The organism is Mesorhizobium sp. LNHC252B00 (assembly GCF_000502955.1).
Taxonomy (GTDB): domain Bacteria; phylum Pseudomonadota; class Alphaproteobacteria; order Rhizobiales; family Rhizobiaceae; genus Mesorhizobium.
Window position 1 is genome coordinate 48,251 of record NZ_AYWO01000010.1, and the last position, 25,794, is coordinate 74,044.

At 62.2% G+C, this 25,794-nt stretch carries 22 protein-coding genes and 2 pseudogenes; 16 read left to right on the forward strand and 8 right to left on the reverse strand.

Features of this window, described 5'->3' with window-relative positions; all coding sequences use genetic code 11:
- Positions 1–21: 21 nt before the first annotated feature.
- The gene (locus tag X744_RS155005) at positions 22–1,071 is read left to right on the forward strand and encodes a Gfo/Idh/MocA family oxidoreductase (RefSeq protein ID WP_023759684.1); all 1,050 of its coding nucleotides are present in this window, start codon (positions 22–24) and stop codon (positions 1,069–1,071) included.
- A gap of 42 nt (positions 1,072–1,113) precedes the next feature.
- On the opposite strand, the gene X744_RS155000 is transcribed toward X744_RS155005, so the two are convergent.
- The 5 genes and pseudogenes from X744_RS155000 to X744_RS154980 form a co-directional block, all read right to left on the reverse strand.
- Positions 1,114–1,362, reverse strand: coding sequence for a DUF680 domain-containing protein (locus tag X744_RS155000; protein WP_023759685.1), 249 nt, complete (start codon positions 1,360–1,362; stop codon positions 1,114–1,116).
- 147 nt (positions 1,363–1,509) lie between these two features.
- Complete coding sequence (locus X744_RS154995) at positions 1,510–2,154, reverse strand: TetR/AcrR family transcriptional regulator (RefSeq protein WP_023759686.1); 645 nt, start codon at positions 2,152–2,154, stop codon at positions 1,510–1,512.
- Positions 2,155–2,396: 242 nt separating this feature from the next.
- On the reverse strand, positions 2,397–3,431 hold the full coding sequence (locus tag X744_RS154985; RefSeq protein WP_023759688.1) for a phosphotransferase family protein: 1,035 nt from the start codon (positions 3,429–3,431) through the stop codon (positions 2,397–2,399).
- Positions 3,428–3,980 (reverse strand): annotated as a pseudogene (locus tag X744_RS01000000169730) (MaoC family dehydratase). The gene X744_RS154985 and the pseudogene X744_RS01000000169730 overlap by 4 nt, the downstream one beginning before the upstream one ends.
- Positions 3,981–4,019: 39 nt before the next feature.
- Positions 4,020–4,835 carry an SDR family oxidoreductase gene (locus tag X744_RS154980; protein WP_023759689.1) on the reverse strand — a complete coding sequence of 272 codons (816 nt, stop codon included), beginning with the start codon at positions 4,833–4,835 and terminating at the stop codon, positions 4,020–4,022.
- 115 nt (positions 4,836–4,950) lie between these two features.
- Between X744_RS154980 and X744_RS154975 the strand changes: the two genes are divergently transcribed.
- From X744_RS154975 to X744_RS154955, 5 genes are all read left to right on the forward strand, one after another.
- Complete coding sequence (locus X744_RS154975) at positions 4,951–6,192, forward strand: acyl-CoA dehydrogenase family protein (RefSeq protein ID WP_023759690.1); 1,242 nt, start codon at positions 4,951–4,953, stop codon at positions 6,190–6,192.
- A gap of 278 nt (positions 6,193–6,470) precedes the next feature.
- Positions 6,471–7,634, forward strand: coding sequence for a glycosyltransferase family 87 protein (locus X744_RS154970; RefSeq protein WP_023759692.1), 1,164 nt, complete (start codon positions 6,471–6,473; stop codon positions 7,632–7,634).
- Positions 7,627–8,616, forward strand: coding sequence for a glycosyltransferase family 2 protein (locus X744_RS154965; RefSeq protein ID WP_023759693.1), 990 nt, complete (start codon positions 7,627–7,629; stop codon positions 8,614–8,616). The genes X744_RS154970 and X744_RS154965 overlap by 8 nt, the downstream gene beginning before the upstream one ends.
- On the forward strand, positions 8,613–9,422 hold the full coding sequence (locus X744_RS154960; RefSeq protein ID WP_023759694.1) for a ChbG/HpnK family deacetylase: 810 nt from the start codon (positions 8,613–8,615) through the stop codon (positions 9,420–9,422). Before X744_RS154965 ends, X744_RS154960 begins: the two co-directional genes overlap by 4 nt.
- Positions 9,419–9,829 carry a GtrA family protein gene (locus X744_RS154955; RefSeq protein WP_023759695.1) on the forward strand — a complete coding sequence of 137 codons (411 nt, stop codon included), beginning with the start codon at positions 9,419–9,421 and terminating at the stop codon, positions 9,827–9,829. Before X744_RS154960 ends, X744_RS154955 begins: the two co-directional genes overlap by 4 nt.
- Positions 9,830–9,865: 36 nt before the next feature.
- Here the strand turns inward: X744_RS154955 and X744_RS01000000169735 are convergent.
- From X744_RS01000000169735 to X744_RS154945, 3 genes and pseudogenes are all read right to left on the reverse strand, one after another.
- Positions 9,866–12,843 (reverse strand): annotated as a pseudogene (locus X744_RS01000000169735) (efflux RND transporter permease subunit).
- Positions 12,840–14,003 carry an efflux RND transporter periplasmic adaptor subunit gene (locus X744_RS154950; protein ID WP_023759696.1) on the reverse strand — a complete coding sequence of 388 codons (1,164 nt, stop codon included), beginning with the start codon at positions 14,001–14,003 and terminating at the stop codon, positions 12,840–12,842. The pseudogene X744_RS01000000169735 and the gene X744_RS154950 overlap by 4 nt, the downstream one beginning before the upstream one ends.
- Before the next feature lie 194 nt (positions 14,004–14,197).
- On the reverse strand, positions 14,198–15,025 hold the full coding sequence (locus tag X744_RS154945; protein ID WP_023759697.1) for a MurR/RpiR family transcriptional regulator: 828 nt from the start codon (positions 15,023–15,025) through the stop codon (positions 14,198–14,200).
- Positions 15,026–15,259: 234 nt separating this feature from the next.
- Between X744_RS154945 and X744_RS154940 the strand changes: the two genes are divergently transcribed.
- The 10 genes from X744_RS154940 to X744_RS154900 all read left to right on the forward strand — a co-directional run bounded on the left by X744_RS154940 (position 15,260) and on the right by X744_RS154900 (position 25,786).
- Positions 15,260–16,099 (forward strand): N-formylglutamate amidohydrolase, encoded by an 840-nt coding sequence (locus X744_RS154940; RefSeq protein ID WP_023759698.1) that lies wholly within the window; start codon positions 15,260–15,262, stop codon positions 16,097–16,099.
- A gap of 53 nt (positions 16,100–16,152) precedes the next feature.
- On the forward strand, positions 16,153–17,715 hold the full coding sequence (locus tag X744_RS154935) for an amino acid permease (protein WP_023759699.1): 1,563 nt from the start codon (positions 16,153–16,155) through the stop codon (positions 17,713–17,715).
- A gap of 88 nt (positions 17,716–17,803) precedes the next feature.
- Positions 17,804–19,174 carry a glutamine synthetase family protein gene (locus tag X744_RS154930; RefSeq protein ID WP_023759700.1) on the forward strand — a complete coding sequence of 457 codons (1,371 nt, stop codon included), beginning with the start codon at positions 17,804–17,806 and terminating at the stop codon, positions 19,172–19,174.
- Positions 19,175–19,234: 60 nt separating this feature from the next.
- Positions 19,235–19,672: a helix-turn-helix transcriptional regulator gene (locus tag X744_RS154925; RefSeq protein ID WP_023759701.1), complete on the forward strand. Its 438-nt coding sequence runs from the start codon at positions 19,235–19,237 to the stop codon at positions 19,670–19,672.
- Entirely contained in the window at positions 19,662–20,081 is a 420-nt protein-coding gene (locus X744_RS0137030; RefSeq protein ID WP_031260300.1) for a type II toxin-antitoxin system VapC family toxin, read from the forward strand. The genes X744_RS154925 and X744_RS0137030 overlap by 11 nt, the downstream gene beginning before the upstream one ends.
- Positions 20,082–20,096: 15 nt before the next feature.
- Positions 20,097–21,482 carry an aldehyde dehydrogenase family protein gene (locus X744_RS154920; RefSeq protein WP_031260301.1) on the forward strand — a complete coding sequence of 462 codons (1,386 nt, stop codon included), beginning with the start codon at positions 20,097–20,099 and terminating at the stop codon, positions 21,480–21,482.
- A gap of 17 nt (positions 21,483–21,499) precedes the next feature.
- Positions 21,500–22,672: an iron-containing alcohol dehydrogenase gene (locus tag X744_RS154915; RefSeq protein WP_023759704.1), complete on the forward strand. Its 1,173-nt coding sequence runs from the start codon at positions 21,500–21,502 to the stop codon at positions 22,670–22,672.
- A 241-nt stretch (positions 22,673–22,913) separates the two neighbouring features.
- A complete protein-coding gene (locus tag X744_RS154910) occupies positions 22,914–24,020 on the forward strand; it encodes an ABC transporter substrate-binding protein (RefSeq protein ID WP_023759705.1) in 1,107 nt (368 codons plus the stop codon).
- 78 nt (positions 24,021–24,098) lie between these two features.
- Entirely contained in the window at positions 24,099–24,998 is a 900-nt protein-coding gene (locus X744_RS154905) for an ABC transporter permease subunit (RefSeq protein ID WP_031260303.1), read from the forward strand.
- Positions 24,995–25,786 (forward strand): ABC transporter permease, encoded by a 792-nt coding sequence (locus X744_RS154900; protein WP_023759707.1) that lies wholly within the window; start codon positions 24,995–24,997, stop codon positions 25,784–25,786. The genes X744_RS154905 and X744_RS154900 overlap by 4 nt, the downstream gene beginning before the upstream one ends.
- The last annotated feature ends 8 nt before the right edge of the window (positions 25,787–25,794 follow it).

The following is a 25,794-nucleotide window of genomic DNA, read 5'->3' on the forward strand; positions in this document are numbered from 1 at the left end:
GGTGATTGGGGGCCTGAACTGATGCATCGAATTCTTCTGCTCGGCACGGGCGGCATCGCCGGGCATCATGTCGAGGAGTTCGCCGGGATTGCCGGCTGCGGCATCGTCGCCTGCGTCGATCAGGTGCCCGGCCGTGCGGCCGCATTCGCCGCTGCCAGCAAGATCGGAGATTTCTTCGAGAGCCTGGAGGCGGCGGTCGCCTGGGGCCATTTCGATGCCGCCATCAACGCGACGCCGGATGGTGCACATTTGGCGACGACGCTGGCGCTGCTTGCCGAGGGAAAGCATGTGTTTTGCGAAAAGCCGCTGGCGCCGAACCACCCCGACGCGCTGGCAATGACCGAAGCGGCAGAGGCAGCCGGGGTGGTCAACATGGTCAACCTGACCTATCGCAACTCACCGGCAATCCAGGAAGCGCGGCGCATGGTGCAGGCCGGCGAGATCGGCGAGCTGCGCCATGTCGAGGCGAGCTACCGACAGAGCTGGCTGATCAGCAAATCATGGGGCGACTGGCGGGTCGAGGACAAATGGCTATGGCGCCTGTCGAGCCGGCACGGTTCGACCGGCGTTCTCGGCGATGTCGGCATTCACATCCTAGACTTCGCCACCTATGGCGCCGGCCAGGATATCGTCAGCTTGCATGCCGATCTGGTGACGTTTCCGAAGGCCGAGGGCGAGCGCATCGGCGACTATGTGCTGGATGCCAATGACAGCGTCGCGATGACGGCGCGTCTCGATTCCGGCGCGCTCGCCACGATCGTGGCAAGCCGCTACATGACCGGCCATACCAACGATTTGTCGCTGGCCCTGCACGGCACCAAGGGCGCCATCAAGGTCGAGACCAATGGCAAGGTGTCGAACCTGTCGGCCTGCCTGGCTGGCGATGTCGATCTTCAGCGCTGGCGAACGCTGCCGCTGCCCAATGTCAAGCGTAACGCCCGGCGCTTTGCCGACGCGCTGGATGCAGGCCGAAACGGCGATCCGTCCTTCCGGCGCGCCGCCGACATGCAGAAACTGATCGACGCGGCCTTCGAGAGTTCTGCGGCCAAGCTGCCGATCCTGGTCGCCTGAAGCTGGCCGGCTTTTGCCGGCCGTACGCGATTTCTGCGAATCTTAGAACGAGCTCGGCACGATCCACGGGTCGATGCTGATGCCGAGCCGCGGGCTCTTGCCTTCAGCGGTGTTTTCCGTGGCGCCCTTCTTCTCGACCGAGCCGGTCGAGGCGCAATCGAGCTTCACGTTGGTCTTCGTGTCTACGCAGGTTGCAGCGGACGCATGCTTGACCATGTGGGGCGCGCTGGCGGCGAAGGCCGAGCCCGAAAGTGCCAGCACGGCTGCGAGGGTGAAGAGTGTCTTTTTCATAGTCTGTCTCCGTTTTCGACGGGTGAATTCTTGTCGTACATGTACGATGCACTGTACACATACGTCCGTAGATCGCGAAGTTCAAGATAAAACCGTACGCGTACGCTAAACTTTTTGTTAACCAAGAATTCGAAAGGAAACTGGCGTTCAGCAGTTGACCGGTGTGTCGGTCAGCGGCGGCACGTTTTGCGTGCTGAGCGTGGCAAGCGTGAAATCGCACATGCGCTTCACGAAAGCCTGCGGATCGCCGAAGGGGTAGAACGGAAAGGTGATCAGCAGCGAGATCGTGCCGTGGCCAACTGCCCACAGCATGGTGGCGATGGCGCGCGGGTCGCCCTGCAATTTGCCGGCGGCCACGCAGGCCTCGACCCTGCTGATCAGCACCTTCATCGCCGGGTTGCCCTCTTCCATGTCCTCGTAGCTCCTGCCTTCCGGCAGCTTCGTCTTCTCGGTCATGAACACGGTGCGGTATTCGTTGGGATTCCCGAGCCCGAAGGCGGCATATTCGGTCATGACGGCCTGCAACGCCTCGATCGGATCGTCGGATGGGTGCTCCTCGATGCGGCGGGCTAGCGTCTCGAACGCATCCTCGGCGAGTGCGAACAGGATGTCCTGCTTGTCGGCGAAATAGGAATAGACCGACATCGGTGCGTAGCCGACCCGCTTGGCCAGCTTGCGGATGGTCAGGCCTTCATAGCCTTCCTCCTGAACGAGCCTGTGCGCGGCCTCGACCAGTTCGGAGCGCAGTTCGGCCTTTTGTTTCTCGCGGCGTGTCTGGACACTCGGCGGCAAAGATCGGTGCCTTTGTTCGGGTTGGTGCTGGCCCAAATTATATACGCTGTACGAAAACGGACAAGGGTGTGACAGGCTCCCAAACGGCAACATGCCTCAGCTCGCACCGAGGCTCGTCCATATCCGAGAGCATCAGTAGCGCGTCTTCAGCGGCAAAAGCGGCAAAGCCTTTCGCGACGCCCCGGCCAAGCCCGCCGGCGGCATCCGCGACCGGCATTGTTGCTGCGTCGAAGCGGCCATCGTCACGCCTCCTTGTCGATCAGTCGGGCAGCGAGATGCGAAAGCAGTTTCACCGCCTCGCCATAGGTTCTCGCCTTTTCGGGATTGGAGGCGTTGCCGTCCAGCGCCCGTTTGAAGACGCCCTGACAGATTGCCGCCAGCCGGAAGAAGGAAAAGGCGAGGAGGAACGTCCAGTTGCCGACGCCGCTGAGTCCGCGCCGCCGGCAGTAGCTGGCGACATAGTTTTCTTCGGAAGGCAGGCCGATCGCGGACCGGTCGATACCGCCCAGGCCGCGAAAACCTGAGGCGTGAGGCAGGCGCCATTGCATGCACTGATAGGCGATATCGGCAAAGGGATGGCCTGATGTCGACAGTTCCCAATCGAGCACCGCCACCACCTGAGGCCGATCGGAAGCGAAGATCAGATTGTCCAGCCGGTAGTCGCCATGCACCAGCGAGACGCTGCCGTCATCTTCGGGCATGTGCGTTTCCAGCCAGGCAATCAGCCGGTCCATATCGGCCACGGTGCCGGTCTCCGAGGCACGGTACTGGCTGGTCCAGCGCGCCAGCTGGCGCTCGAAGTAGTTGCCCGGCCGGCCGAAATCGCCGAGACCCGCGGCCCCGACGTCGACATCATGCAGCGCGGCGAGGGTGTCGTTCATGGCATCGTACATGGCGGCGCGTTCATCGTTATCGCCGGCCTCCGGCAGCGCCGGATCCCAGAAAATGCGGCCGTCGACGAAATCCATGACGTAGAACATACGTCCGATCGGCGAGTCCTCCGACGAGAGATGCAGCATCTCCGGCACGGGCACGGCGGTGCCGGCAAGCGCCTTCATCACCCTGAATTCGCGGTCGAGCTGATGCGCCGATTTCAGCAGCTGGCCCGGCGGCTTGGCACGCAGGACGTAACGGCCGCTTGCCGCCGTCAGCAGATAGGTCGGGTTCGACTGGCCGGATTTGAATTTTTCGATTGCGGCAAGCCCGGAAAAGCCCGGTATGTTTGCCTCGAGGTAAGGCGCGAGCGCCGCCTGGTCGAGGACGTTCGGATCGCTCATGCCGTCTCGGGCTGGCGTTCGATCAAGGTCAGCGTCAGCCAGCGTGCCGTCAGCGCCGGTTTCTTCGAGCCTTCGATCTCGATGGTCACGTCATGCGCGGTCTGCACCCAACCCGACGGCCTGACCTTGACGTCGGCCAGCACGAAACGGGTGCGAATGCGCGCGCCGGTCTTCACCGGCGCCAGGAAGCGCAGCGAATCGAAGCCGTGGTTGACGCCCATCTTGCTGTTTTCCAGCGGCGGCATGGTCTCGAAGGTCATCGCCGACAACAGCGACAGCGACAGGAAGCCGTGCGCGATGGTGCCGCCGAACGGCGTCTCGCGCNATCGCCGACAAAAGCGAAAGCGACAGGAAGCCATGTGCGATGGTGCCGCCGAACGGCGTCTCGCGCTTGGCGCGCTCCGGATCGCAGTGGATGAACTGGTGGTCGTCGGTGGCGTCGGCGAACTGGTCGATCATACGCTGCGTGACCACCCGCCACGGCGACACGCCAACCTCCTTGCCGACATTGGCCAGAAGCACATCGAGACTGATCGGTTCCACGCTCATGTCCTCCAGTTCACCTCCGGCTTCTGTGGCCGGAAAATGTTATTCCTTGAACAGCGTCAGCCCATGCTGCACCGACTGTCCGCCGTCGATCGGCAGGACGGCGCCTGTGACGTAGCTTCCTGCACGGCTGCACAGATAGAGCGTTGCGCCGGCAATGTCATCCGGTGCGCCGATACGGCCGATCGGAACATCGTTTCCGACATGTCTGGCCTGTTCTTCCGTGCCGGTGGCAAACGCCGTCATTCGGCTCTGAAAGGGGCCAGGGGCGAAAGCGTTGACGGTGATGCGGCGAGCGGCGAACTCAAGCGCCAGGGTGCGTGTCAGATGGTGAACCGCGGCCTTCGAAGCCGTGTAGGAATAGGCGTCGTCGGCCAGCGGTTGCGTGCCCATCACCGAACCGAGATTGATGACCCTGGCCGGGTCGGCATCGCTGGCGGCGGCATCGAGCAGCGGTAGCAATTCACGGGTCAGATGGAAGACCGCGGTGACGTTGACGCCGAACACTTTCGCCCACGCCGAATAGGGAAAGCTTTCGAGCGGTGCGCCCCAGGAAACGCCGGCATTGTTGACCAGGATGTTGAGCCTATCGGTCCGCGCCTTGACCTCGGCGACGAGTGCGGCAATGCCGGCCTCGCTGGAGACATCACCCGCAAACCCTTCGGCGCGGCCGGGTGCGCCAAGTCCATTCAGTTCGGCGGCGACCTTGATGCAGTCTTCGCCCTTGCGCGAAGCGATCATCACGCCGGCGCCGGCCTGCACCAGCGCCGTCGCCGCCATGCGGCCGATGCCGGTTGCAGCACCCGTCACCAACGCGGTCTTGCTGGCCACCGAAAACAACTCGTCCAGATAGCTCATCACAGTCCTCCGCGCTCGGCATGCGGGCAAACAGTTCGCGTTGACAAGGCTATCCGAAGTACAGTCATCCTTGCCACCGACAAAATGCCTGGCATCCATGAAGGGTTAGCGACCGATGACGGACATGAATCTCGGCATGACCGAGCGGCTGAGGCCGATCCACGCGCGCGTCGCGGCCATGGTGCGCGACGAGATCATGCCGCTCGACAAGGAATTTCTCGCCGAAGTGGGCAAGGAAGGCGATCGCTGGGTCTATACGGCGCGCCAGAGCGAGATCCTCGAAGGGCTGAAAAGGACCGCGAGAGAGCGCGGCCTGTGGAATTTCTGGCTGACCGGCTCGGAGCGCGGCTACGGCCTTTCCACGGTCGAATACGCCTATCTGGCCGAGGAGATGGGCAAGTCGCATCTCGGTGCGGAAACCTTCAATTGCTCGGCACCGGACACCGGCAATATGGAGGTGCTGGAACGCTACGGCTCGGCCGATCACAAGAAAGCGTGGCTGGAGCCGCTGCTCGAGGGCAAGATCCGCTCGGCCTATCTGATGACCGAGCCGGATGTCGCCTCGTCCGACGCCACCAACATTGCAATGCGCTGCGAGCGGCAGGGCGACGACTATGTACTGAACGGCGAGAAATGGTGGGCATCGGGCGCCGGCGATCCGCGCTGCGCCATCTACGTCGTCATGGTCCGGACCGGGGGCGACAGCGAGCCAAAGCACCGCCGCCATTCCATGATCCTGGTGCCCGCCGACACCAAAGGCGTCACCAAGGTCCGCGCCATGCAGGTCTATGGCGACGATGACGCGCCGCATGGCCATATGCATCTTCGCTTCGACAATGTGCGGATTAGGGCGTCGAACCTGATCGTAGGCGAGGGTAGGGGATTCGAGATCGCGCAAGGGCGGCTCGGTCCCGGCCGCATCCATCACTGCATGCGCGCCATCGGCCAAGCCGAGATGGCGCTGGAAATGCTGTGCCAGCGTTCCATGCGCCGCGAGGCTTTCGGCCAGCCCCTGGCAAAGCTCGGCGCCAATTTCGACATCATCGCGGAATGCCGCATGGAGATCGAGATGGCCCGCCTGCTCTGCCTCAAGGCGGCATGGATGATCGATCAGGGCGACGCGCGGGCCGCCGCCCCTTGGATCAGCCAGATCAAGGTGATAGCGCCCCGCGTCGCGCTCAAGGTCACCGACGAGGCGGTGCAGATGTTCGGCGCGCAAGGCATCAGCCAGGACACGCCGCTGGCGCGGTCGTGGACGCATCTGAGGACATTGCGCCTTGCCGACGGGCCTGACGCCGTCCATCGCCGGCAGGTGGCGCGGACGGAGCTGAAGAAATACTCGCAGGAAAAGGTCTGAGCGCCGGTATCATCTTCCGGCGACCGCTTGCCGAGGCCATGGCGCGGAACTGGCCCAACGGCAAGGTGTTCATCCAGCCTTGGCCCAATCCGAAAGACGCGAGAAACTTGGACATGAGCCGGAAGAATGTCCGGTATCTGGCCGCTGCCCGGATCGTCGGCCTCTGTTCCCATCTTGCGACCCCCTATGCCACGCCGCTTTGTCCGTGATATGTCGCCGCCATCGAATTCCGGACGACGTGGGCAAGCGCCTGATCCGGGCGGGTGTAGGGTGATTTGATGACGATATCCAAGCCGGTCTTCGACCGTTTGGGGTTCAGCCTGTGGATCGGAGCGTTCCTGGTCGTTCTTGTCCTGGTCCTGTGGTCACCCCATACGCGCACGGTATGGAAGGCCTATATAGACGGCAGCGAGGCGCTTCTGGCCGGTCTGCCACTCTACGACACCCAATCCGAGATGGGGTATCTTTACGCGCCAGCCTTTGCCGCGCTGTATATTCCAATAGCCAAACTCGGTCCGCAGCTGGGCGGCGTGGTTTGGCACAGCCTTGGCTTTGCGGTGCTGACCTATGCCGCGATGCGACAGGTGCGCAAGCTCGGCGGCGGCGAATTGACGTGGCTGCTTTCTTTCGGTCTTTTCCTCGCCTTGCCAATGGCAGCGGGGGCGATCCGCAACGGCCAGGCGACGATCCTCTTGACCGGCGCTTGTTGGCTTCTCACCCTGTCGGCGCTGGAGGGACGGCGGGTGGAGACGTTCTTCTGGGCTTCGCTTGCCGTCATCGCCAAGCCGACCGCGATCATCATGCTGTTGTTGGTAGGAGCCCTTCGGCTCCGGTTGATACCGGTGCTGGGGCTGGCCGTACTGTTCGTCCTCGCCCTACCTTACGCTTTCGCTCCTCCCGGCTATCTCAACGATCAGTATCGTGTCTTCGCCAGGATGCTGACCTCGATGGCCGTCGAGAACACCAGCCATTTCGTGCCGACTGATTTCACGGCGCCGTTCACCAGGATAGGGCTGCCCATTCCGGAATTCGGCGCCACGATCATGCGCATCGTCATGGCCCTGTTTACGCTTTCGGCGGTCATCTGGTTCGACCGCAAGCTGGAACGCGGACCGGCGGGGCTGGCGATCTTCCTGACGGCCACTTTCTACATGTGCGTCTTCAACCCGCGCGTCGAGCCCAACACCTATGCAATGATCGCGGTACCCGCCGGTCTCGCCATCGCGCTGTTGTGGCGCGAAGAACGCGGTGGCGTTCTGGCCTCGGTGTTGTCGACGGTGCTGTTCGCGACCGGACTGACCGGCATCGATCGCCATGTGCACGACTTGCTCTACCCCTGGTTCCGGCCGATCGCGGTTACGTTCATCGCGGGTTCGCTGATCTGGTGGTTCTGGGCCACGGCGCGGGTAAAGGTGGTGAATGCAGGGATCGCAAATGACTGAATTGCGGCCGACACTCGATATCGTCGCGCCATTCTTGAACGAGGCGCAATCGGCATCGGCCTTCGCACGCCTGCTCGGCGAACTCGAAGCGGCCGTGGCACAGCGGTTCGGCATGACCGTGCACAAGATCCTGGTCGATGACGGCAGCCGTGACGATGGCGCCCAACGGTTTTCGCAGGCGCTGACGGGGTCGTGGGAGATCGTCCGCCTTAGCCGCAATTTCGGCAAGGAGGTCGCGGTGCTAGCCGGCCTCGATCGGTCGCGCGGCGACATGGTGCTGATCATGGACGCCGACCTCCAGCATTCCCTGGACATCAGCCTGAAGCTGATCGCCGAGCTGGTGGAACATCCTGATGTCGATGTCGTCTATGCACAAAACGACCGGCGCGAGGCGAGCTGGCGGCGCAGCCAGCTGGCCCGGCTTTTCTACAGCCTGATCAACAGCAGTCAGCGTTTCGACATTCCTGAGAATGCCGGCGACTTCCGCGTCATGCGCGGCGCCGTGGCGCGTGCGCTGACCAGCCTGCGCGACAAGCGTCGCTTCAACAAGGGCCTGTTTGCCTGGGCGGGCTTCCGCCAGAAGGCGTTGCCCTATTCGCCGGAGAGCCGGGCCAGCGGCACGTCGAAATGGAGCCGGCTCAACCTGATCGCCTTCTCGCTGGAAGGCTTCACCTCATTTTCCGTCATTCCGCTGCGCCTGATCAGCCTCAGCGGGCTGCTCGCGGCACTTGCGGGCGCGGTTTACGGGGCCAAGGTGCTCTTCGAGGTGATCTTCTACGGCATTGCCGTTCCGGGTTATCCCAGCCTGCTGGTCGCCGTCGTCCTGCTCGGCGGCCTCAATCTGACGCTGCTTGGCCTGATCGGCGAATATGTCTGGGTCACGCTCAGCGAAAGCAAGGATCGGCCGGTCTATCTCGTGCGCGATGTCGTTCGCAGTGAGGTCTCCGCCGACAGATCGGTGGCAGGCGCTCTCGACACATGACGCGGCGCATCCGCCTGATCGCCGACGACTATGGCCTGGCGCCCGGCGTCTCCGATGGGATTCTCGATCTGCTCGATCGCGGCCGCCTGACCGGCACCAGCTGTATGTCCGGCTTTCCGGAATGGCCAAAGGAGGCGGCGCGCATAAAACCTCTTTGCGGCCATGTCGCGGTCGGGCTGCATCTCACCTTGACCGACCAGCCTGCCATCACCGGCAGGTCGAGCCTGGCGCCGGAAGGTCGGCTGCCGCCACTCCGCACGCTGGCCTTGCCGATCCTACGCGGCCGCGTCAATGATCGCGATGTTCATGCCGAGCTCGACGCCCAATACAGCCGCTTCGTCGAAGCACTCGGGCGCCGCCCCGATTTCATCGACGGGCACCAGCATGTGCATTTCCTTCCCGTGGTGCGCAAATGGCTGCGCGCGCGTCTTGGCGAAGAAAGCGACAAGCCGGCGCTACGCGGCGCCCCGGCTCTGACTGCGGCGCCGAAAGTCGCCGCGATCGCCGCGCTCGCCTCCGGCTTCAACCGGTCGATGCGGCGCGCCGGCTTTACCGTTTTCGAGCCGCTCGCCGGCATCTATGACTGGCGCCAACCCGAAAAATTCGCTTCCGTGCTGCAGGCCGCCGTCGAGGCGTTGCCGGAACATGGGCTGTTCATGTGTCACCCCGGCCATGTCGACGCGACCCTGCGCGCGCGCGACCCGATGCAAGGCGTGCGCGAGGTCGAATTCGCGACCCTGGCATCGGATGCGTTCGGCGCCAGCCTGGCCCGCGCCGGTGTCGCAATCATGGGTGGCAAGGGATGAGCGACGCCGAGCGGCCCCCGCGTTCGACCGGCAACAAGATCGTCCGCTTTGCCATTGTCGGACTCGCCAACACAGCGATTGACCTTGCCAGCTTCTCCCTGCTGCTCAAGCTGCAGATGCCGCCGCTGCCCGCCAACATCGGTGCCTGGTTTGTCGCCGTCATATTTTCGTTCGCGGCGAACGGCTTCTGGTCGTTCGAGCGCAATCGAGCCATCCGGCTGCATGATGCGTTCCTTCGCTTCGCCTCGCTTGGGGGTCTGATTTCGCTCGGCGTCTCCAGCCTTTCGATCGCGCTGTTCGCAACGACCGTTGGAGTTTGGCCGGCAAAGATTTCCGGTGTCGTCATCGCCGCGGTGCTTAATTTCCTCGCCGCGCGCTGGTCGATCGAAGGCCGGTTGCTGAAATAGCGGCGAAAGCCGCTTCTCAGTTTTCCCGGAATGTCTCTACTCGGCCGGCTCCGCATTGGTGTAGACGGCTTCCTCGAGCTCGCGCTTCAGCCGGGCCTCCTCATGGGTCTTCGGGGTGACGAAGCGGCCAAGCAGGAGATAGGCGACCGGCGTCAGGAACAGCGTCGAGACGGTGGCAAGCCCCAGTCCGCCGACGATGACCCAGCCGAGCGCGACGCGCGCCTCCGCCCCTGCGCCACTCGCCAGCACCAGCGGCAAGCCGCCGAGCACGGTGCAGATCATCGTCATCATCACCGGCCGCACGCGGATGATCGAGGCCTGCTCGATCGCCTCACGCACGCCAAGCCCGCGGTCGCGCAGCTGGTTGGCGAATTCGACGATCAGGATGCCGTTCTTGGCCATGACACCGACCAGTAAGACCAGGCCGATCTGGCTGTAGGCGTTGAGGCTGCTACCCGAGAAGAGCAGCGCGAAAATGGCGCAGGCAAGACCGAGCGGTACCGTCGCCATGATGATGACGGCGCTGACGAAGCTTTCGAACTGGGCGGCCAGCACCAAAAGAATGATGACTAGGGCGAAGCCGAAGATGGTGACCATGGCGCTGTTGGTCTCGCCCAGCGTCGCGGCCTCGGCCAGCGGCAGGATGCGGCTACCGGGCGGCAACAGCGGCGTGGCGATCTCCTCGGCGCGGGTCAGCGCGGCGCCGAGTGCGAAGTCGCCGCTAAGGTTGGATGTGATGGCCACCGAAGGCTGCTGCTGTTCGCGCGACAGCGATGGCGGCACGGCACGCTCGGTCAGCGTGGCGATTGTCGACATCGGCACGAAGCGTCCGTCGGCTGTTTTCAGGAAGATGTTTTCCAGGTCGGTCGGGTCGTTGATCGGATTTGTCGTCGAGACCAGTTTCACACCATAGCTGCGATCGGCGATGTAGACGTCGACGACGTCGTTGCCGTCGAGCATGGCCTGCAAGGTGTTGGCCAGCCCAGTGATGTCGATGCCGAGGTCGGAGGCGCGCTCGCGGTCGATCGCGACGGCGAGCTGCGGCTGCGTCGGGTCGATCGACAGGCGCGGGGTCTGGAAGCGCTGATCCTTCTGCATCTCGGCGATGATCTTCACCGCTGCGTCGCCGAGCGCCTTGCGGTCGTTGCCGACCAGCGCGAACTGCAGGCCGTTGCCGGCGCCACGGATGCCGAGGCTGTTGGGTTGCACCGGGAAGATGCGCACGCTCGGCACCTGTTTGGTCAATCGGCTGATCTCGGCCATGATCTCCTGTTGGCTGCGGCTGCGCTCGTTCCACGGCGCCAGCGTCATCACCATGAAGCCGGAATTGTAGGAGCCGTTCTGGCCGGCATTCTCGAAAGTGCTGCGGATCTCGCCGGAATCGCGCATTGGCTGGATCAGTTTCTCGATCTTCTGCATCTGCTGTGTCGTGTAGTCGAGGCTGACGCCCTGCGGGGCGCTGATACGCAGCAGCACGGCGGCGCGGTCCTCGGTCGGCGTCAATTCCTGGCGGATGGTGCCGAACAGCGCGAAGGCGGTGCCGGCAAACAGCACCGCGACCAGAAGCACAATCCATGGTGCATCGAGGCAGGCGTGCAGGCTGCGCTTGTAGGCAGTATTGAGCACGCCGCCGATGCGGGCGCCGACGCCGTGACCGCCTTCGTGGTGGAGGGATGCACTGGTCAGCATGCGCGAAGCGAGCATCGGGCACAGCGTCAGCGCGACCACGCAGGACAGAAGCACCGACATNCGCGGCCCCATGCCTTCGTTGCGCCGTCGCACGATGTTTTCGAGCACGACGATGGCATCGTCGACGACCAGTCCGGTCGCCAGCACCAGGGCGAGCAGGGTCAGGATGTTGACCGAGAAGCCGGCCAGATAAATCGCGGCGATGGTGCCGATCATGGCGACCGGCATCGACAGCCCTGGGATCAGCGTGGCGCGCCAGTCGAGCAGGAAGACATAGATGACGAGCAGCACAATGGTCACCGACAGGCCAAGCGCGATCTCGACCTCGTGCACCGCGCCCTTGACGAAGACGGCGTCGTCGCTGGTGACCTTGATCGACATGCCCTTCGGCAGGTTTTGCTGCAATTTGGCGACAGCGGCCTGGACGCCGGTCGAGATGTCCAGCGTGTTCGATTCCGCTTGGCGGATGATGCCGACGCCAATGCCGGTCTTGCCATCCGAACGCAGCGTGGTTTGGCCGACATCGGGGCCGAGCGTGACGGTGGCGACGTCGCGGATGCGTGTCGTGCCGCCGATAATGATGTTTTCGAACTCTTCCGGCGTGGTCACGTCGGCCGTCGTGCGGACGATCAGGTCCTGGTTGGTCGTGGTGATCGAACCGGCCGGCGAATCGAAGGCGACCGAGGCAAGCGCCGTCCTGAGGTCGGCAACCGTGAAGCCGAGGCTGGCCAGCTTGTTCTGGTTGACGTCGATGCGGAAGATCTTGTCGCGGTCGCCATAGACCTGGACATCGGCAACGCCGGGCACGGCGGCCAGTTCGTCCTCGATCTGGTCCTGGACCACCACCGTCATGTCCTGGATCGACATGTTGTCCGAGGTCACCGCCAATCGCATCACCGGTTCGGAATTGGCGTCGGCCTTGACGATGCGCGGCGGGTCGGCGGTATCTGGCATCTGGTTGGCGACGCGGCCGACGGCATCACGCACGTCCGAGGCGGCGACGTCGAGATCGACACCGTCGTTGAACTCGATGGTGACGCGGCTCGAACCGAACGAGGAAGAAGACGAGATCGACTTGACGCCGGAGACGCGGGCGACGGCGCCCTCGATCGTGTCGGTCAACTCGCGGTCGACGGTTTCTGCCGCCGCCCCTTCAAAGGCGGTGGAAACAGTAACGACCGCACGATCGACGTCAGNTCGACGCCATAGAAGGCGGCAAGGCCAGCAACGGCAATGAGGGTGTTCAGAACGAAGGCCATCACCGGCCTGCGGATGAACAGCGCGGTGAAGCCGGTATCGCTGGCGGTGTTGATGGTTCCGGTCATGAGCCCTCGGCCGCCTCCACGGCACGCTGCTCTTCGCCGGCAAAGCGGACTGTGCCGCCCTCGCTGACGCTCTGGGTGCCTTCGGTGACCACCATGTCGCCGCTGTCGATCTCGGCGTCGATCAGCACGGTCTCGGTGTTGCGCTGGATGATGCGCACCGGGACCCGCCTGGCTTTGCCGTCCTCGATCTGCCAGACATAGGCGCCGTCCGAACCCCACAGGATCGCCAGCGGGCTGACGGCCGGATAGGTCTGTCCCGGGAATTTCATGCTGATGCCGAACGACATGCCGGCGCGCAGGGAATCGGCCGGATTGGCGATCTTGGCTTTGACCAGAAGGGTGCGGCTCTTCTCATCGATGTGATTGTCTATGGCCGAAACCGTTCCGGTATAGGCATTGCTGGGATTGGCGATCGGCGTCGCCGTCAATTGCGCGCCGACCTTGACGGCGGCGGCGAAACGCTCCGGCACCAGGAAATCGACCAGAATGCTGGAGCGGTCGTCGAGCGTGGCGATCGCCGACTGGTTGGTCACGTAATTGCCGGCGGAGATCGGCAGAATGCCGACAGTGCCGGCAATCGGTGCCAGAATCGATCGCCGCTGCAGCGCAAGTTCCGCGTCCTGAAGCGCCAGCTTGGCGCCGGCCAAAACCACTTCGGCATCGGCCACGGCAACCGGTGTCGCGGCGTTGGAGGCGCGCAGCGACTTGACGCGATCGAGCTTGGCCTGCGCGTCCTGCAAGGCAAGCTTGGCGCGGTCCTGGGCGATCGTTTCGGTCTCGGAGTCGAGTGTCGCGATGATCTGTCCCTTGTCGACATGGCTGCCGGATTCGACCAGCAACTCGGCGAGGCGGCCGGAACTGTAGGGATTGACGGTCACGGAGGCGTTGGCACGACCGGTGCCGATTGCCTGCAGGCGATCGTTGATAACGGCCGACGTGGCCGCCAGGGCCACCACGTTCACCCGCTGGTTGCCACCTTCGCGGCCGATTGCCTGCTTCGCGTTGGCGGCGCCGCTTTCAGCCGGGGACGTTGCCGCATAAGCCCAGTCAATGCCCCAGCGTGCCAGCACGTCGTGAGCGCCCGGATAAAAGCGCAGCCAGGCGGATGCCGCCACCACCAGCACCACAAGCGCAAAAATTATCTGTTTCCAGGCGGCCATCGGCACTCCGGTTGGCAAAGCAATCCTTCCGTCTACCGGGTTTCCCGAAATGAAGCAGACGCAGCGAGGCTATTATAAGGCAAGAAGCCACCCTGATATCGCGTTTTTATGACAAGTCTCCAAGGGCCGCGCACATTAAATATATGTAACATTTGAGAAAACATGCGTAACCTTTGGGGTCGTCGTTACATGCACTAACGCAGACTTTCCATCTCGCGAATGCGCTTGGCGCCCTCTGCTTCCAGTTGCCTGGTGACAGCGCCGATCAGCATTTCCGCAACGACGAAGAGGGCAGCGGAGGAATCCCACGCCGACGGCACAGCCGTTCGTCCAGCGATGACATGGCGGGCGAAACGCGCGATCGGCGACAGCCACTGGTCGGTGAACAGCACGATCTGCACGCCGCGCTGATGCGCCTTCTCGGCAAAGCGAGCGAGGCTGTCCTGATAACGCCTGATGTCGAAGATCACCAGCACATCGCGTTTGCCCATGTCGATCAGCCTGTCGCGCCACATGCTTTCCTGGCCGGCAAGGTGAAAGACATCGGGCTGAACGACGGCGAGGTGGGCGGCCATGTAGCGCGCCAGCGGATCGGTGAAGCGGCCGCCGATCAGGAATGTCTTGCCGCGCCGGTCGACAAGCCGGGCGGCGATGTCGGCAAGCTGCCCGTCGGACAGGTGCCTGAACGTCTCGCGCATGTTGTCGAGCGTCGCTTCCAGCATTGGTGACACCGTGCCGCCGCCGGGCGAGGGCGGGTTGAGCGTCCTTGTCGCCGGAGATTGCAATTGCGCCGCCAGTTCATCCTGCAGGCTCGACTGGAATTCCGGATAGTTCTGGAAGCCGAGCCGGGCAACGAAACGCAGGATCGTCGGCGAAGAGACGCCGGCCGTGGCCGAGAATTCGGCAACCGTCTTCAAGCCGATCATCGGGTAACTGGCGATCAGCGTCTGGGCCGCGCGCCGTTCGCCGGCCGGCATCGTGCCGATGCGGTCGGCAATCAGTTCGGCAATACTGGAAATCATCTTTTCCCCACCCTTGGAGCGGGATGGTAAACCATTCCGCTCCGTCTGTTTGTCTTGGTCCCATTTCTCCGACGCCAAGTGATTCTACCTGGCTGCAAAACGCTTCGGCCTAGTCGAAGGTCTTTTCCGAAATCGCATTTGACAAAGTCGCCCAAACTGTATGAAATCATCCATAGGGACGCAATGACACAAAATACGTAACATATGATACAGCGTCCCCGGGGACAGCAGACTATGGAGAAAGCACGGCCCGCCAGCCTTGCAGCGTCTGATACCGTGAGGGTGACGAACCCCGGCGGATCGAGCCCTTTTGTGCTGACCTGCGACCACGCCTCGAACTTCCTTCCCGCTGAATTCGGCACGCTCGGCCTTGCCGCCGAGGACCTGTCGCGCCACATCGCCTGGGATCCCGGCGCGCTGCCGGTTGCCCGCCGCATGGCGGAGGCGCTCGATGCCACGCTGATCGAAACCCGTATCTCGCGTCTCGTCATCGACTGCAACCGACCGCTCGACGCGCCCGACCTCATAATGAGTGTCAGTGTCAGCGAGAAAACCGTCGTTCCAGCGAACCAGGGACTCTCCGCCGACGAGCGGGAGGCGCGTGTAGCGCTCGCATGGCACCCGTTCCATGACACTATCGAGAAGACCATCGAGGATCGGTTGGCGTCGGGCCGAGAGACGCGACTGGTGTCGATCCATTCTTTCACCCCGGTCTTCAAGGGTAAGAATCGGCCCTGGCATATAGGCATCATCCACGACGAGGATCGCCGGCTGGCGTCACCGCTGATATCAGCGCTGAAGCGGCTTGCCGGCGTCACCGTCGGCGTCAACGAGCCCTATTCGCCGGCCGACCGCGTCTATTTCACGCTGGAACGCCACGCGCGCTCGCGCGGCTTGCCTTGCGCGATGATCGAAATCCGCAATGATGAAATTTCCGGCGAGACCGGGCAGCGGAAATGGGGGGATCTGCTCACGGGCATTTTTTCGGATCTGGAGCCGGAGGAGGCAGGACAGACCAGATCGCATTCAGTCGGCCAGATCGCATTCAGTCGGAAAGTCAGTTCAATCGGCTAGCCAGAGCGAGATGAGATTGACGCATCTCGCTCGGAAACAACAGGGGACTTCCAATGATAGCACCGGGTTACACAGACATTGACAAGAAGGAGGACCTCAAGGTTCTCCACGGTATGGGCTATGCCCAGGAATTGTCGCGAAGCATGAGCCGCTTCTCGAATTTCGCGATCTCGTTCTCGATCATCTGCATCCTTTCGGGTGGCATCAATTCCTTTGCACAAGCCACCGGGTCGATCGGCGGCGCCGCGGCGGGCATCGGCTGGATCGTCGGCTGTTGTGTTTCGGCCTGCTTTGCCCTTGCGATGGCGCAGATTGCCTCGGCATTTCCGACCGCTGGCGGCCTCTACCACTGGTCTTCGATCCTCGGAAACCGCTTCACCGGCTGGCTGACCGCCTGGCTCAATTTGCTCGGCCTGATCACCGTGCTGGGCGCGATCAATATCGGCACCGCATTCTTCTTTGTCGGAACGTTCGGAAGCTGGTTTGGCATAACCGGAACGCCTGGCGAGATCGTCGGGTTCGTTACCTTCATCACGGTATTGCAGGCGGTGTTCAACCATTTTGGCATCAGGCTCACGGCCATGCTGACGGATGCTTCGGGCTTCCTCATCCTGGGCGCGACGGCAGTACTGATCGTGGCTTGCTTGGTGTTTGCGCCGGCGATCGATATCACGCGGTTGTGGACATTCACCAACTATTCGGGCGATGCCGGTGGCGGTGTCTTCCCGCAGTCCGACTCCATGAGCTACCTGTTCCTGCTCTGCCTGCTTCTGCCGGTCTACACCATCACCGGCTACGACGCGTCAGCGCATACCTCCGAAGAAACAGAGAAAGCAGCACACTCGGTGCCGCAGGCGATCGTTTCGTCCGTGCTCTGGTCTTCGCTAATCGGTTGGGTGATGCTGTGCGCAATCGTTCTGGCAATCCCCGACCTGGCCGCCGGCGCCAAGCAGGGCTGGAACGTGTTCTTCGCCACCATGGACGCGATCATGCCCGTCTGGCTGAAGACGTTGCTGTATCTCGCAATCCTGATCTCGCAGTTCCTGTGCGGTCTCGCCACGGTGACCTCGGCCTCGCGCATGTTGTTTGCCTTCTCGCGTGACGGTGGCATGCCGTTTGGTTCCGCATCGCTCGCCAAAGTCAACCCGACCTGGCGCACGCCGGTCAACGCGATCTGGACCGCTGCGGTGCTTGAGATCATCTATGTCTTTCTTGCGCAGTTCATTTCGATCGGCGGCACCAACATCTACACCATCGTCGTCAATTCTACGCTGGTGTTCCTGTTCCTGTCGTTCATCATTCCGATCGTGCTCGGCATGATGACTTTCGGAACGGCGAAATGGCCGAATCCGGGCCCGTGGAACCTCGGCGCCGGGCTGTTCAAGCTGTTTTGCGTCCTGTCGGTTGTCGGCATGGCGATCATCTTCTACATCGCCATCCAGCCGCCGAACGACAAGGTGCTATACATCACCATTGGCTTCATTGTGCTGACCGCCGTGCTTTGGTTCGGTTTCGAGAACCGCCGCTTCCAGGGTCCACCGATCGGCGACCAGATTGCCAAGCGCAAGGCTGCCATCGCGGCCGCCGAACTGGCCGTCGGCGAAACCGGCTACTGACATCAACCATCATGGCCATGGCCGGCGTTTTTGCCGGCCATGGTTTCGTTAGCCCCTCTCAATCGTCAAGCGCTGGAGTGCCAAAGGAATGGCCGGAAATTTCTCGTTCGATCAATTGAAGAAAGCGGTCTCCAGCGGCGAGATCGACACGGTGCTGGCCTGCATCGTCGACATGCAGGGCCGACTGGCGGGCAAACGGTTCCTGGCGCAATACTTCGTCGATTCCGCGCACGACGAAACGCATGGCTGCAACTATCTGCTGGCCGCCGACATCGATATGGAGCCCGTGCCCGGCTACAAGGCGGCGAGCTGGTCGAAAGGCTATGGCGACTTCGTCATGAAGCCGGAACTGGCCACGCTTCGGCGCATTCCCTGGCTGGAAAAGACCGCACTTGTGATCTGCGACGTGCTCGACCACCACACGCATGACGACCTGCCGCACTCGCCGCGCGCCATCCTCAAGAAGCAGGTCAAGCGGCTGACGGAGCGCGGCTATATCGGCTATTTCGCTTCAGAGCTGGAATTCTACCTGTTCAACGAGACCTACGATTCCGCCCGCAAGAAGCATTGGCAGGGCCTCGACACGGCATCGCCCTATATCGGCGATTACCAGATCGGCATCACCACCAAGGAAGAAGGCGTCATGCGCCGGCTTCGCAACGAGATGGAAGCGGCCGGCATCCCGATCGAGAATTCCAAGGGTGAATGGGGTCCCGGCCAGGAAGAGATCAATGTGCGCTACGCCGAGGCGCTCGACATGGCCGACCGCCACGTCATCCTGAAGAACGGCGCCAAGGAAATCGCCGAGTCCGAGGGCAAGGCGATTTCGTTCATGTCCAAATACAATTATGGGCTCGCCGGCAATTCCAGCCACATCCACAATTCGCTGTGGAGCGCCGACGGCAAGACGCCGCTGTTCTTCGACAAAAATGCGGAGTGGACGCTGTCGACGCTCGGCCAGCAATGGGCGGCCGGCCAACTCAAATACGCCAACGAATTCACCTGGTTCCTGGCACCTTACGTCAACTCCTACAAGCGCTTCCAGGCCGGAACCTTCGCGCCGACCAAGATCATGTGGAGCGAGGACAACCGCACCGCCGGTTTCCGGCTGTGCGGCGAGGGCACCAAGGGCATCCGCATGGAGTGCCGCATCGGCGGCGCCGACCTCAACCCCTATCTTGCCTTCGCGGCGCTGATCGCAGCCGGTCTTGCCGGCTTCGACGAGAAGCTGGAACTGCAAAAGCCGTTTGTCGGCGATGCCTATCAGGCATCTCGCCTGCCGGAGATCCCGAAGACGCTGCGCGATGCCACCGAGACGCTGACGAACTCGATGATGCTGAAGGAGGCGCTCGGCGAGGACGTGCTTGAACACTATGTCCATACCGCCAAGTGGGAGCAGTTCGAATACGACCGCCGGATTACGGATTGGGAACTGCATAGAGGGTTCGAGCGATATTGACAGTGTTGCGTTTTTCGCACTATGTTGTAATTATGGCATCGCAACATACGGGAGGCAGGATTGCCCCGAGGCAAAGCCAATGTCGACAAGGTGTGGTTTGACAGTCAGATGAAGGAGCGCAACCTGACGGTGCGCCGCATGGCCACCCAAATGAACATGCACTACAGCGCCCTGTCGCGGACGCTGAACGGCGAGCGGCGTATGCAAGTTGATGAAATACGCAAGATCGCTGAAATTTTCGACCAGCCGGAAAGCGAGGTGTTGGTCCACCTGGGCTCTTCGGATGCGAAGGCGGCGGAGCGTCGTCCCGGCTTCATGGAGGGGCAGGTGGATTTCGAGAAGGCGTTAGACGTAAACGACCCCGCTGGAGAATACATCGTGCCGCCTCGAGGCGGCGATCCGTTGTTTGGATGCATGGCTGGGACGCTCACGCTTCTCCCGGACGTCGATTACACCGCACCCGCGGATCCGGATTGGGGCAAGGTGTATGACGACTGATGGGGTGCTCCTGGACACATGCTTCATACTGTGGCTGTCGACGGAACAACCGGTCGCGAGAGCGGCGGTTGAGAGGGTGACAAGCGCGCGGAAAAATGGCGACGTGATCGCCGTTTCCGTCATGTCCGCTTGGGAAATCGGAATGCTGGTTTCTAAAGGCCGGCTTCCGCTCATCAAGTCACCGCTCGCATGGTTTGAACGGTTCGTGAAGACTGGTGCAACGAGTGTTGAAGGAATCGACAGTGAGCTCTTGGTCGAGTCTTCGTTCCTGCCCGGCGTCGTTCACAATGATCCAACAGACCGGATCATCATAGCTACGGCGCGCTCGAAGAATTTGGAAATTATCACCCGCGATCGCGCGATCCTTGCCTATGGCTCGGCTGGCTTCGTCAAAACAGTTCCTTGTTGATTTGGAGACGTTTAATTGGAAACCGTGAAACTCATATCCCCCGTCGATGGCTCGATCTATGCCGAGAGGCCCGTGGCAACGGACCAGGCGATCAACGCCGCGGTCGAGCGCGCCAAAGCGGCGCAGGAGAAGTGGGCTGAGACACCGATCGTCGAGCGCGGCAAGTACATGCTGGCGATGCTAGAAGCGCTGGTCGCGATGACCGACGAGATCGTGCCGGAGATTGCCTGGCAGATGGGGCGGCCTGTTCGCTATGGCGGCGAGTTCGGCGGCGTCAAGGAACGCACCAACTACATGGTCGAGATCGCCGAACAGGCACTCAGGTCAATGCCGGCTTCCAATCCGAAGGACGGTTTCCGCCGCTATGTGAAGAAAGATCCGCTCGGCGTGGTCATGGTGATCGCGCCGTGGAATTATCCTTATCTCACCGCCGTCAACACCATCGTGCCGGCACTGATGGCCGGCAACGCCGTCATCCTCAAGCATGCGGCGCAGACACTGCTGGTCGGCGAGCGCTTTCAGCAGGCCTTCGAGAAGGCCGGTCTGCCGAAGGGTGTGTTCCAGAATATCGTGCTCAACCACGCCCAGACCGAGAAGCTGCTCGGCTCGGGCAAGATCGACCATGTCAATTTCACCGGTTCGGTCGCCGGCGGCCGCGCCATTGAAAGAGCGGCGGCGGGCACCTTCATGACGCTCGGCCTCGAACTCGGCGGCAAGGATCCGGCCTATGTGCTGCCCGATGCCAAGATGGACCATGCGGTCGCCAATCTGGTCGACGGCGCTTTCTACAATTCCGGCCAGTGCTGCTGCGGCATCGAGCGCGTCTATGTGCACGAGAACGTCTATGACGAGTTTGTCGAAGGCTTCATCGCCGAGACGAAGAACTATGTCGTCGGCAATCCGCTCGACCAGGCGACGACGATGGGGCCGATGGCGCAGGCGCGCTTCGCCGACCTGATCCGTGAGCAGAAGGCCGAGGCGCTGCGCAAAGGCGCGGTGGCGCACATCAACATGAAGGTGGCGAACGACAAGGCCGGTTCGCCCTATCTGGCGCCGGAAGTGCTGACCAATGTCGATCATCAGATGAGCGTCATGCGCGAGGAGAGCTTTGGCCCGATCGTCGGCATCATGAAGGTGCGCAACGACGAAGAGGCGATCGCGCTGATGAACGACAGTCCTTACGGGCTGACGGCCTCGATCTGGACGCGCGATACCGAGCATGCGGTGGCGATCGGCAACCGCGTCGAAACCGGCACGGTGTTCATGAACCGCTGCGACTACCTCGATCCGGCACTGGTATGGACCGGCGTCAAGGACACCGGCAAGGGCGCGGGGCTGTCGGCCATCGGCTACGACAATCTGACGAGGCCGAAGTCATTCCATCTGCGCGAAGCCATTTGATTTATTGAAAGACAAAAATGTCCAAGCTGATCTCCAAATGGAACTACCCCACCACCGTCCGCTTCGGCGCCGGGCGCATCAAGGAATTGCCTGAGGTGCTGGCGGCCACCGGCATCAAGCGGCCGCTGTTCGTCACCGATCCAGGCCTGGCAAAACTGCCGGTCGTCGCCTCGACGCTGAAGATCCTTGACGACGCCAAGGTCCCCTACGGCGTCTTCTCGGAGGTCAGGCCGAACCCGGTCGAATCCAATCTGACCGCCGGCATCGACGTGTTCAAGAAGGGCAAGCATGACGGCGTCATCGCCTTCGGCGGTGGTTCGGCGCTCGATCTCGGCAAGCTCATCGCCTTCCAGGCCGGGCAGACGCGGCCGGTGTGGGACTTCGAGGATGTCGACGACTGGTGGACGCGCGCCAATTCGGAGGCCATCGCGCCGATCATCGCCGTGCCGACCACCGCGGGCACCGGATCGGAAGTCGGCCGCGCCGGCGTCATCACCAACGAGGCGACCCACACCAAGAAGGTCATCTTCCATCCCAAATTGCTGCCGGCCATCGTAATCGCCGATCCGGAACTGTCGGTCGGCATGCCCGGCTTCATCACCGCCGGCACCGGCATGGATGCGCTTGCCCATTGTCTCGAAGCCTATTGCGCGCCGGGCTATCATCCGATGGCCGATGGCATCGCTGTCGAAGGTGTGAGGCTGGCTTTCGAAAACTTGCCGAAGGCTTTTGCCAACGGCAAGGATCTCGTCGCGCGCGCCCATATGATGAGCGCAGCCGCGATGGGCGCCACCGCCTTCCAGAAGGGGCTTGGCGCCATCCATTCGCTGTCGCATCCAGTCGGCGCGCTCTACGACACTCATCATGGCATGACCAACGCGGTGTTCATGCCCTATGTGCTGGCCTTCAATCGTGATCCCATCGAGGAGCGTATCGGCCGGCTCGCCGCCTATTGCGGCATCAAGGGCGGCTTCGACGGCTTTGCCAAGGCAGTCATCAAGCTGCGCAAGGAACTGAAGGTACCGCACGCGTTGCCGGGCCTGATCAAAGGGCTCGACATGGACAAGAAGCGCAAGGCGCTGATCGCCGACATGGCCGTGGTCGATCCGACCGCAGGCGGCAACCCGGTCAAGCTGACCAAGAAGGCGGCGCTGACCTTGCTCGAAAACGCCATCGCCGGCACGGTCTGAGGCGTTTTCCGCATCGCAAAGTGATTTGAAAAGGGGCTACAAAAACAAGGGGGAGGATGACGGGCAAGGCAGAAATTAGTTAGCCGGAAAAAGAATCGCGAAGCGATTGCTACAGCCGGTTAAAAAGAGTTTACTTTTCGCACTGCGAGCAGCCGGTTTCATAAAGCTTTCATCTGGCTGTCACATGAAAACGATACCGCATCGCAGGCGTCCAACGGCGTCAGTTCAACGGAGAGAACACATGTTGAAATTCACGGGGAAAATGCTTTCCCTTTCGGCCGCGACCCTGATGGTGTCGTCGGTGATTTCGTCCGCGGCTTCGCTGGACGATCTCGTCAAGGCCGCCAAGGCCGAAGGCCAGCTCACTACCATCGCTTTGCCGCATGATTGGTGCGGCTACGGTGCCGTCATCGATGGCTTCAAGGCCAAGTATCCTGGGATTACCGTCAACGAACTCAACCCCGATGCCGGATCCGGCGACGAGGTCGAGGCGATCAAGGCCAACAAGGACAACAAGGGCCCGCAGGCGCCCGACGTCATCGACGTCGGCTTGTCGTTCGGCCCGTCGGCCAAGAAGGATGGCCTGATCCAGGCTTATAAGGTGTCGACCTGGGATTCGATCCCCGACAGCGCCAAGGACGCCGAAGGGTTCTGGACCGGCGACTACTACGGCGTGCTGTCCTTCCAGGTGAACAAGGATCTGGTCAAGGAATCGCCGAAGGACTGGGCCGACCTGCTGAAGCCGGAATTCGCCAACTCGGTCGCTTTGGCCGGTGATCCGCGCGCGTCGAACCAGGCCATCCAGGCGGTATATGCCGCTGGCCTGTCGTCGGGTGCGGCTGCTGGCGAGGCCGCCGGCACCGCTGGCCTCGACTTCTTCAAGAAGCTCAACGCCGCCGGCAATTTCGTGCCGGTCATCGGCAAGGCCGCCACGCTCGCCCAGGGTCAGACTCCGATCCTCGTCACCTGGGACTACAACGCGCTCGCCGGCCGTGACACGCTGAAGGGCAACCCGCCCGTCGACGTCGTCGTGCCGAAGACCGGTGTCGTCGCCGGCGTCTACGTGCAGGCGATCAGCGCCTACGCGCCGCACCCGAACGCAGCCAAGCTCTGGCTGGAATACCTCTATTCCGACGAAGGCCAGATCGCTTGGCTGAAGGGCTATTGCCACCCGATCCGCTTCAACGATCTTGCCAAGAACAACAAGATCCCGGCGGACGTGCTGGCCAAGCTGCCGCCGGCTGAGTCCTACGCGGCCGCGGCGTTCCCGACGCTCGACGAGCAGGGCAAGGCGAAGGAAGCCATCACCAAGAACTGGGATGCCGTTGTCGGCGCCAACGTCAAGTAAGTTACGCCATGCCGGGCGGCCTCTGGGTCGCCCGGTCTTTCTCTCGAAGACGGTAGCCGGCGCATGACCGATATCTCAATGTCCGACCACGCTGTTACCGGCAAGACTGCGCCTCCCGCCGAAGCACGCAGCATGCGGCTGCCCACACAATGGCTGGGTGTCGCGCCGTTCTTCATCTTCGCCATAATGTTCCTGATCCTGCCGACGCTGTATCTGATGCTGGGCGCGTTCCAGAATGAGGCGGGTGAATTCACCTTCGAAAATATTGCCGCACTGGCGCAGCCTTCGATCATTGCCGCCTACTGGATTTCGATCAAGGTCAGCCTCGCCTCATCGCTGATCGGCGCCTTCGCAGGTCTCGCCATCGCCATCGCCATTGTGCGCGGCGGCCTGCCGGAGTGGATACGCTCGGCGACGCTGACCTTTTCCGGGGTCGCTTCCAATTTTGCCGGCGTGCCGCTGGCCTTCGCCTTCCTCGCCACGCTCGGCCGGCTCGGCCTTGCGACGGTGATCCTGAACACCCTGTTCGGTCTCAACATCTATGCGCATGGCTTCAACATCCTGTCATTCTGGGGACTGACGCTGACTTATGTCTACTTCCAGATTCCGCTGATGGTGGTGATCATCGTACCGGCAATCGATGGGCTGAAGAAGGAATGGGGCGAGGCCGCCGCAACGCTTGGGGCGACCATGGCGCAATACTGGCGCATGGTTGTCATCCCGGTGATCTGGCCGAGCTTTCTCGGCACCGTCATCCTTTTGTTCGCCAACGCATTCGGCGCGATAGCCACCGCCTATGCTTTGACTGGCTCGTCGCTCAACATCGTGCCGATCCTGCTCTATGCGCAGATCCGCGGTGACGTGCTGCACAATGCCCATCTTGGCTATGCCATAGCCTTCGGCATGATCTTCATTACCGGCCTGGCCAATGTCTTCTACATTTGGTTCCGGACCCGTTCCGAGAGGTGGCTGAAATGAAGTCGGGAAAGTTCTGGGCCTGGCTCGTTTTCGCCCTGGGTGCGGCCTATTTCTTCATTCCGCTGATCGCGACCGTGGAGTTCTCCATGCGCATGCGGCGTGGCGAGTACTCCTTCGACGCCTACAAGGTCGTGCTCGGCGATGCGCGCTTCCAGGCGACCTTCGGCTATTCGGTGCTTGCCGCCGTCTTCACCATCATTCTGGGTGTGCTTATCGTGGTGCCTGCTGCGTACTGGATCCGGCTTCGCCTGCCGCAGTTGCGGCCGATCGTCGAGTTCATCACGCTGCTGCCGCTGGTCATCCCGGCCATCGTCATCGTCTTCGGCTACATCAGAATGTACGGGTCGAATTCGCCGCTGCCGTTCCTGGCGACCGATACAGGCACCAATGCCTTGCTGGTCATCGGCTATGCGACACTGGCGCTGCCTTATATGTATCGCGCCGTCGACACCGGGCTTCGCACCATCGATGTGCGTACCCTAACGGAAGCGGCACAGATCCTTGGTGCTGGTTGGGGGACGATCATCACCCGTGTCATCCTGCCCAATGTGCTGATCGCGGTGCTGTCGGGCGCCTTCCTGACCTTCGCCATCGTCATTGGCGAGTTCACCATGGCGAGCCTGCTCAATCGACCGGCTTTCGGCCCCTATCTGCAGAATATCGGCGCCAACCGCGCCTATGAGCCGGCAGCGCTCGCCATTATCGCCTTCGCCATTACCTGGGGCTGCATGTCGCTGATCCAGATCCTGTCCCGCTTCGCGCCGAGATCGGCGAACCGTCCGAACTGAAAGTCAAA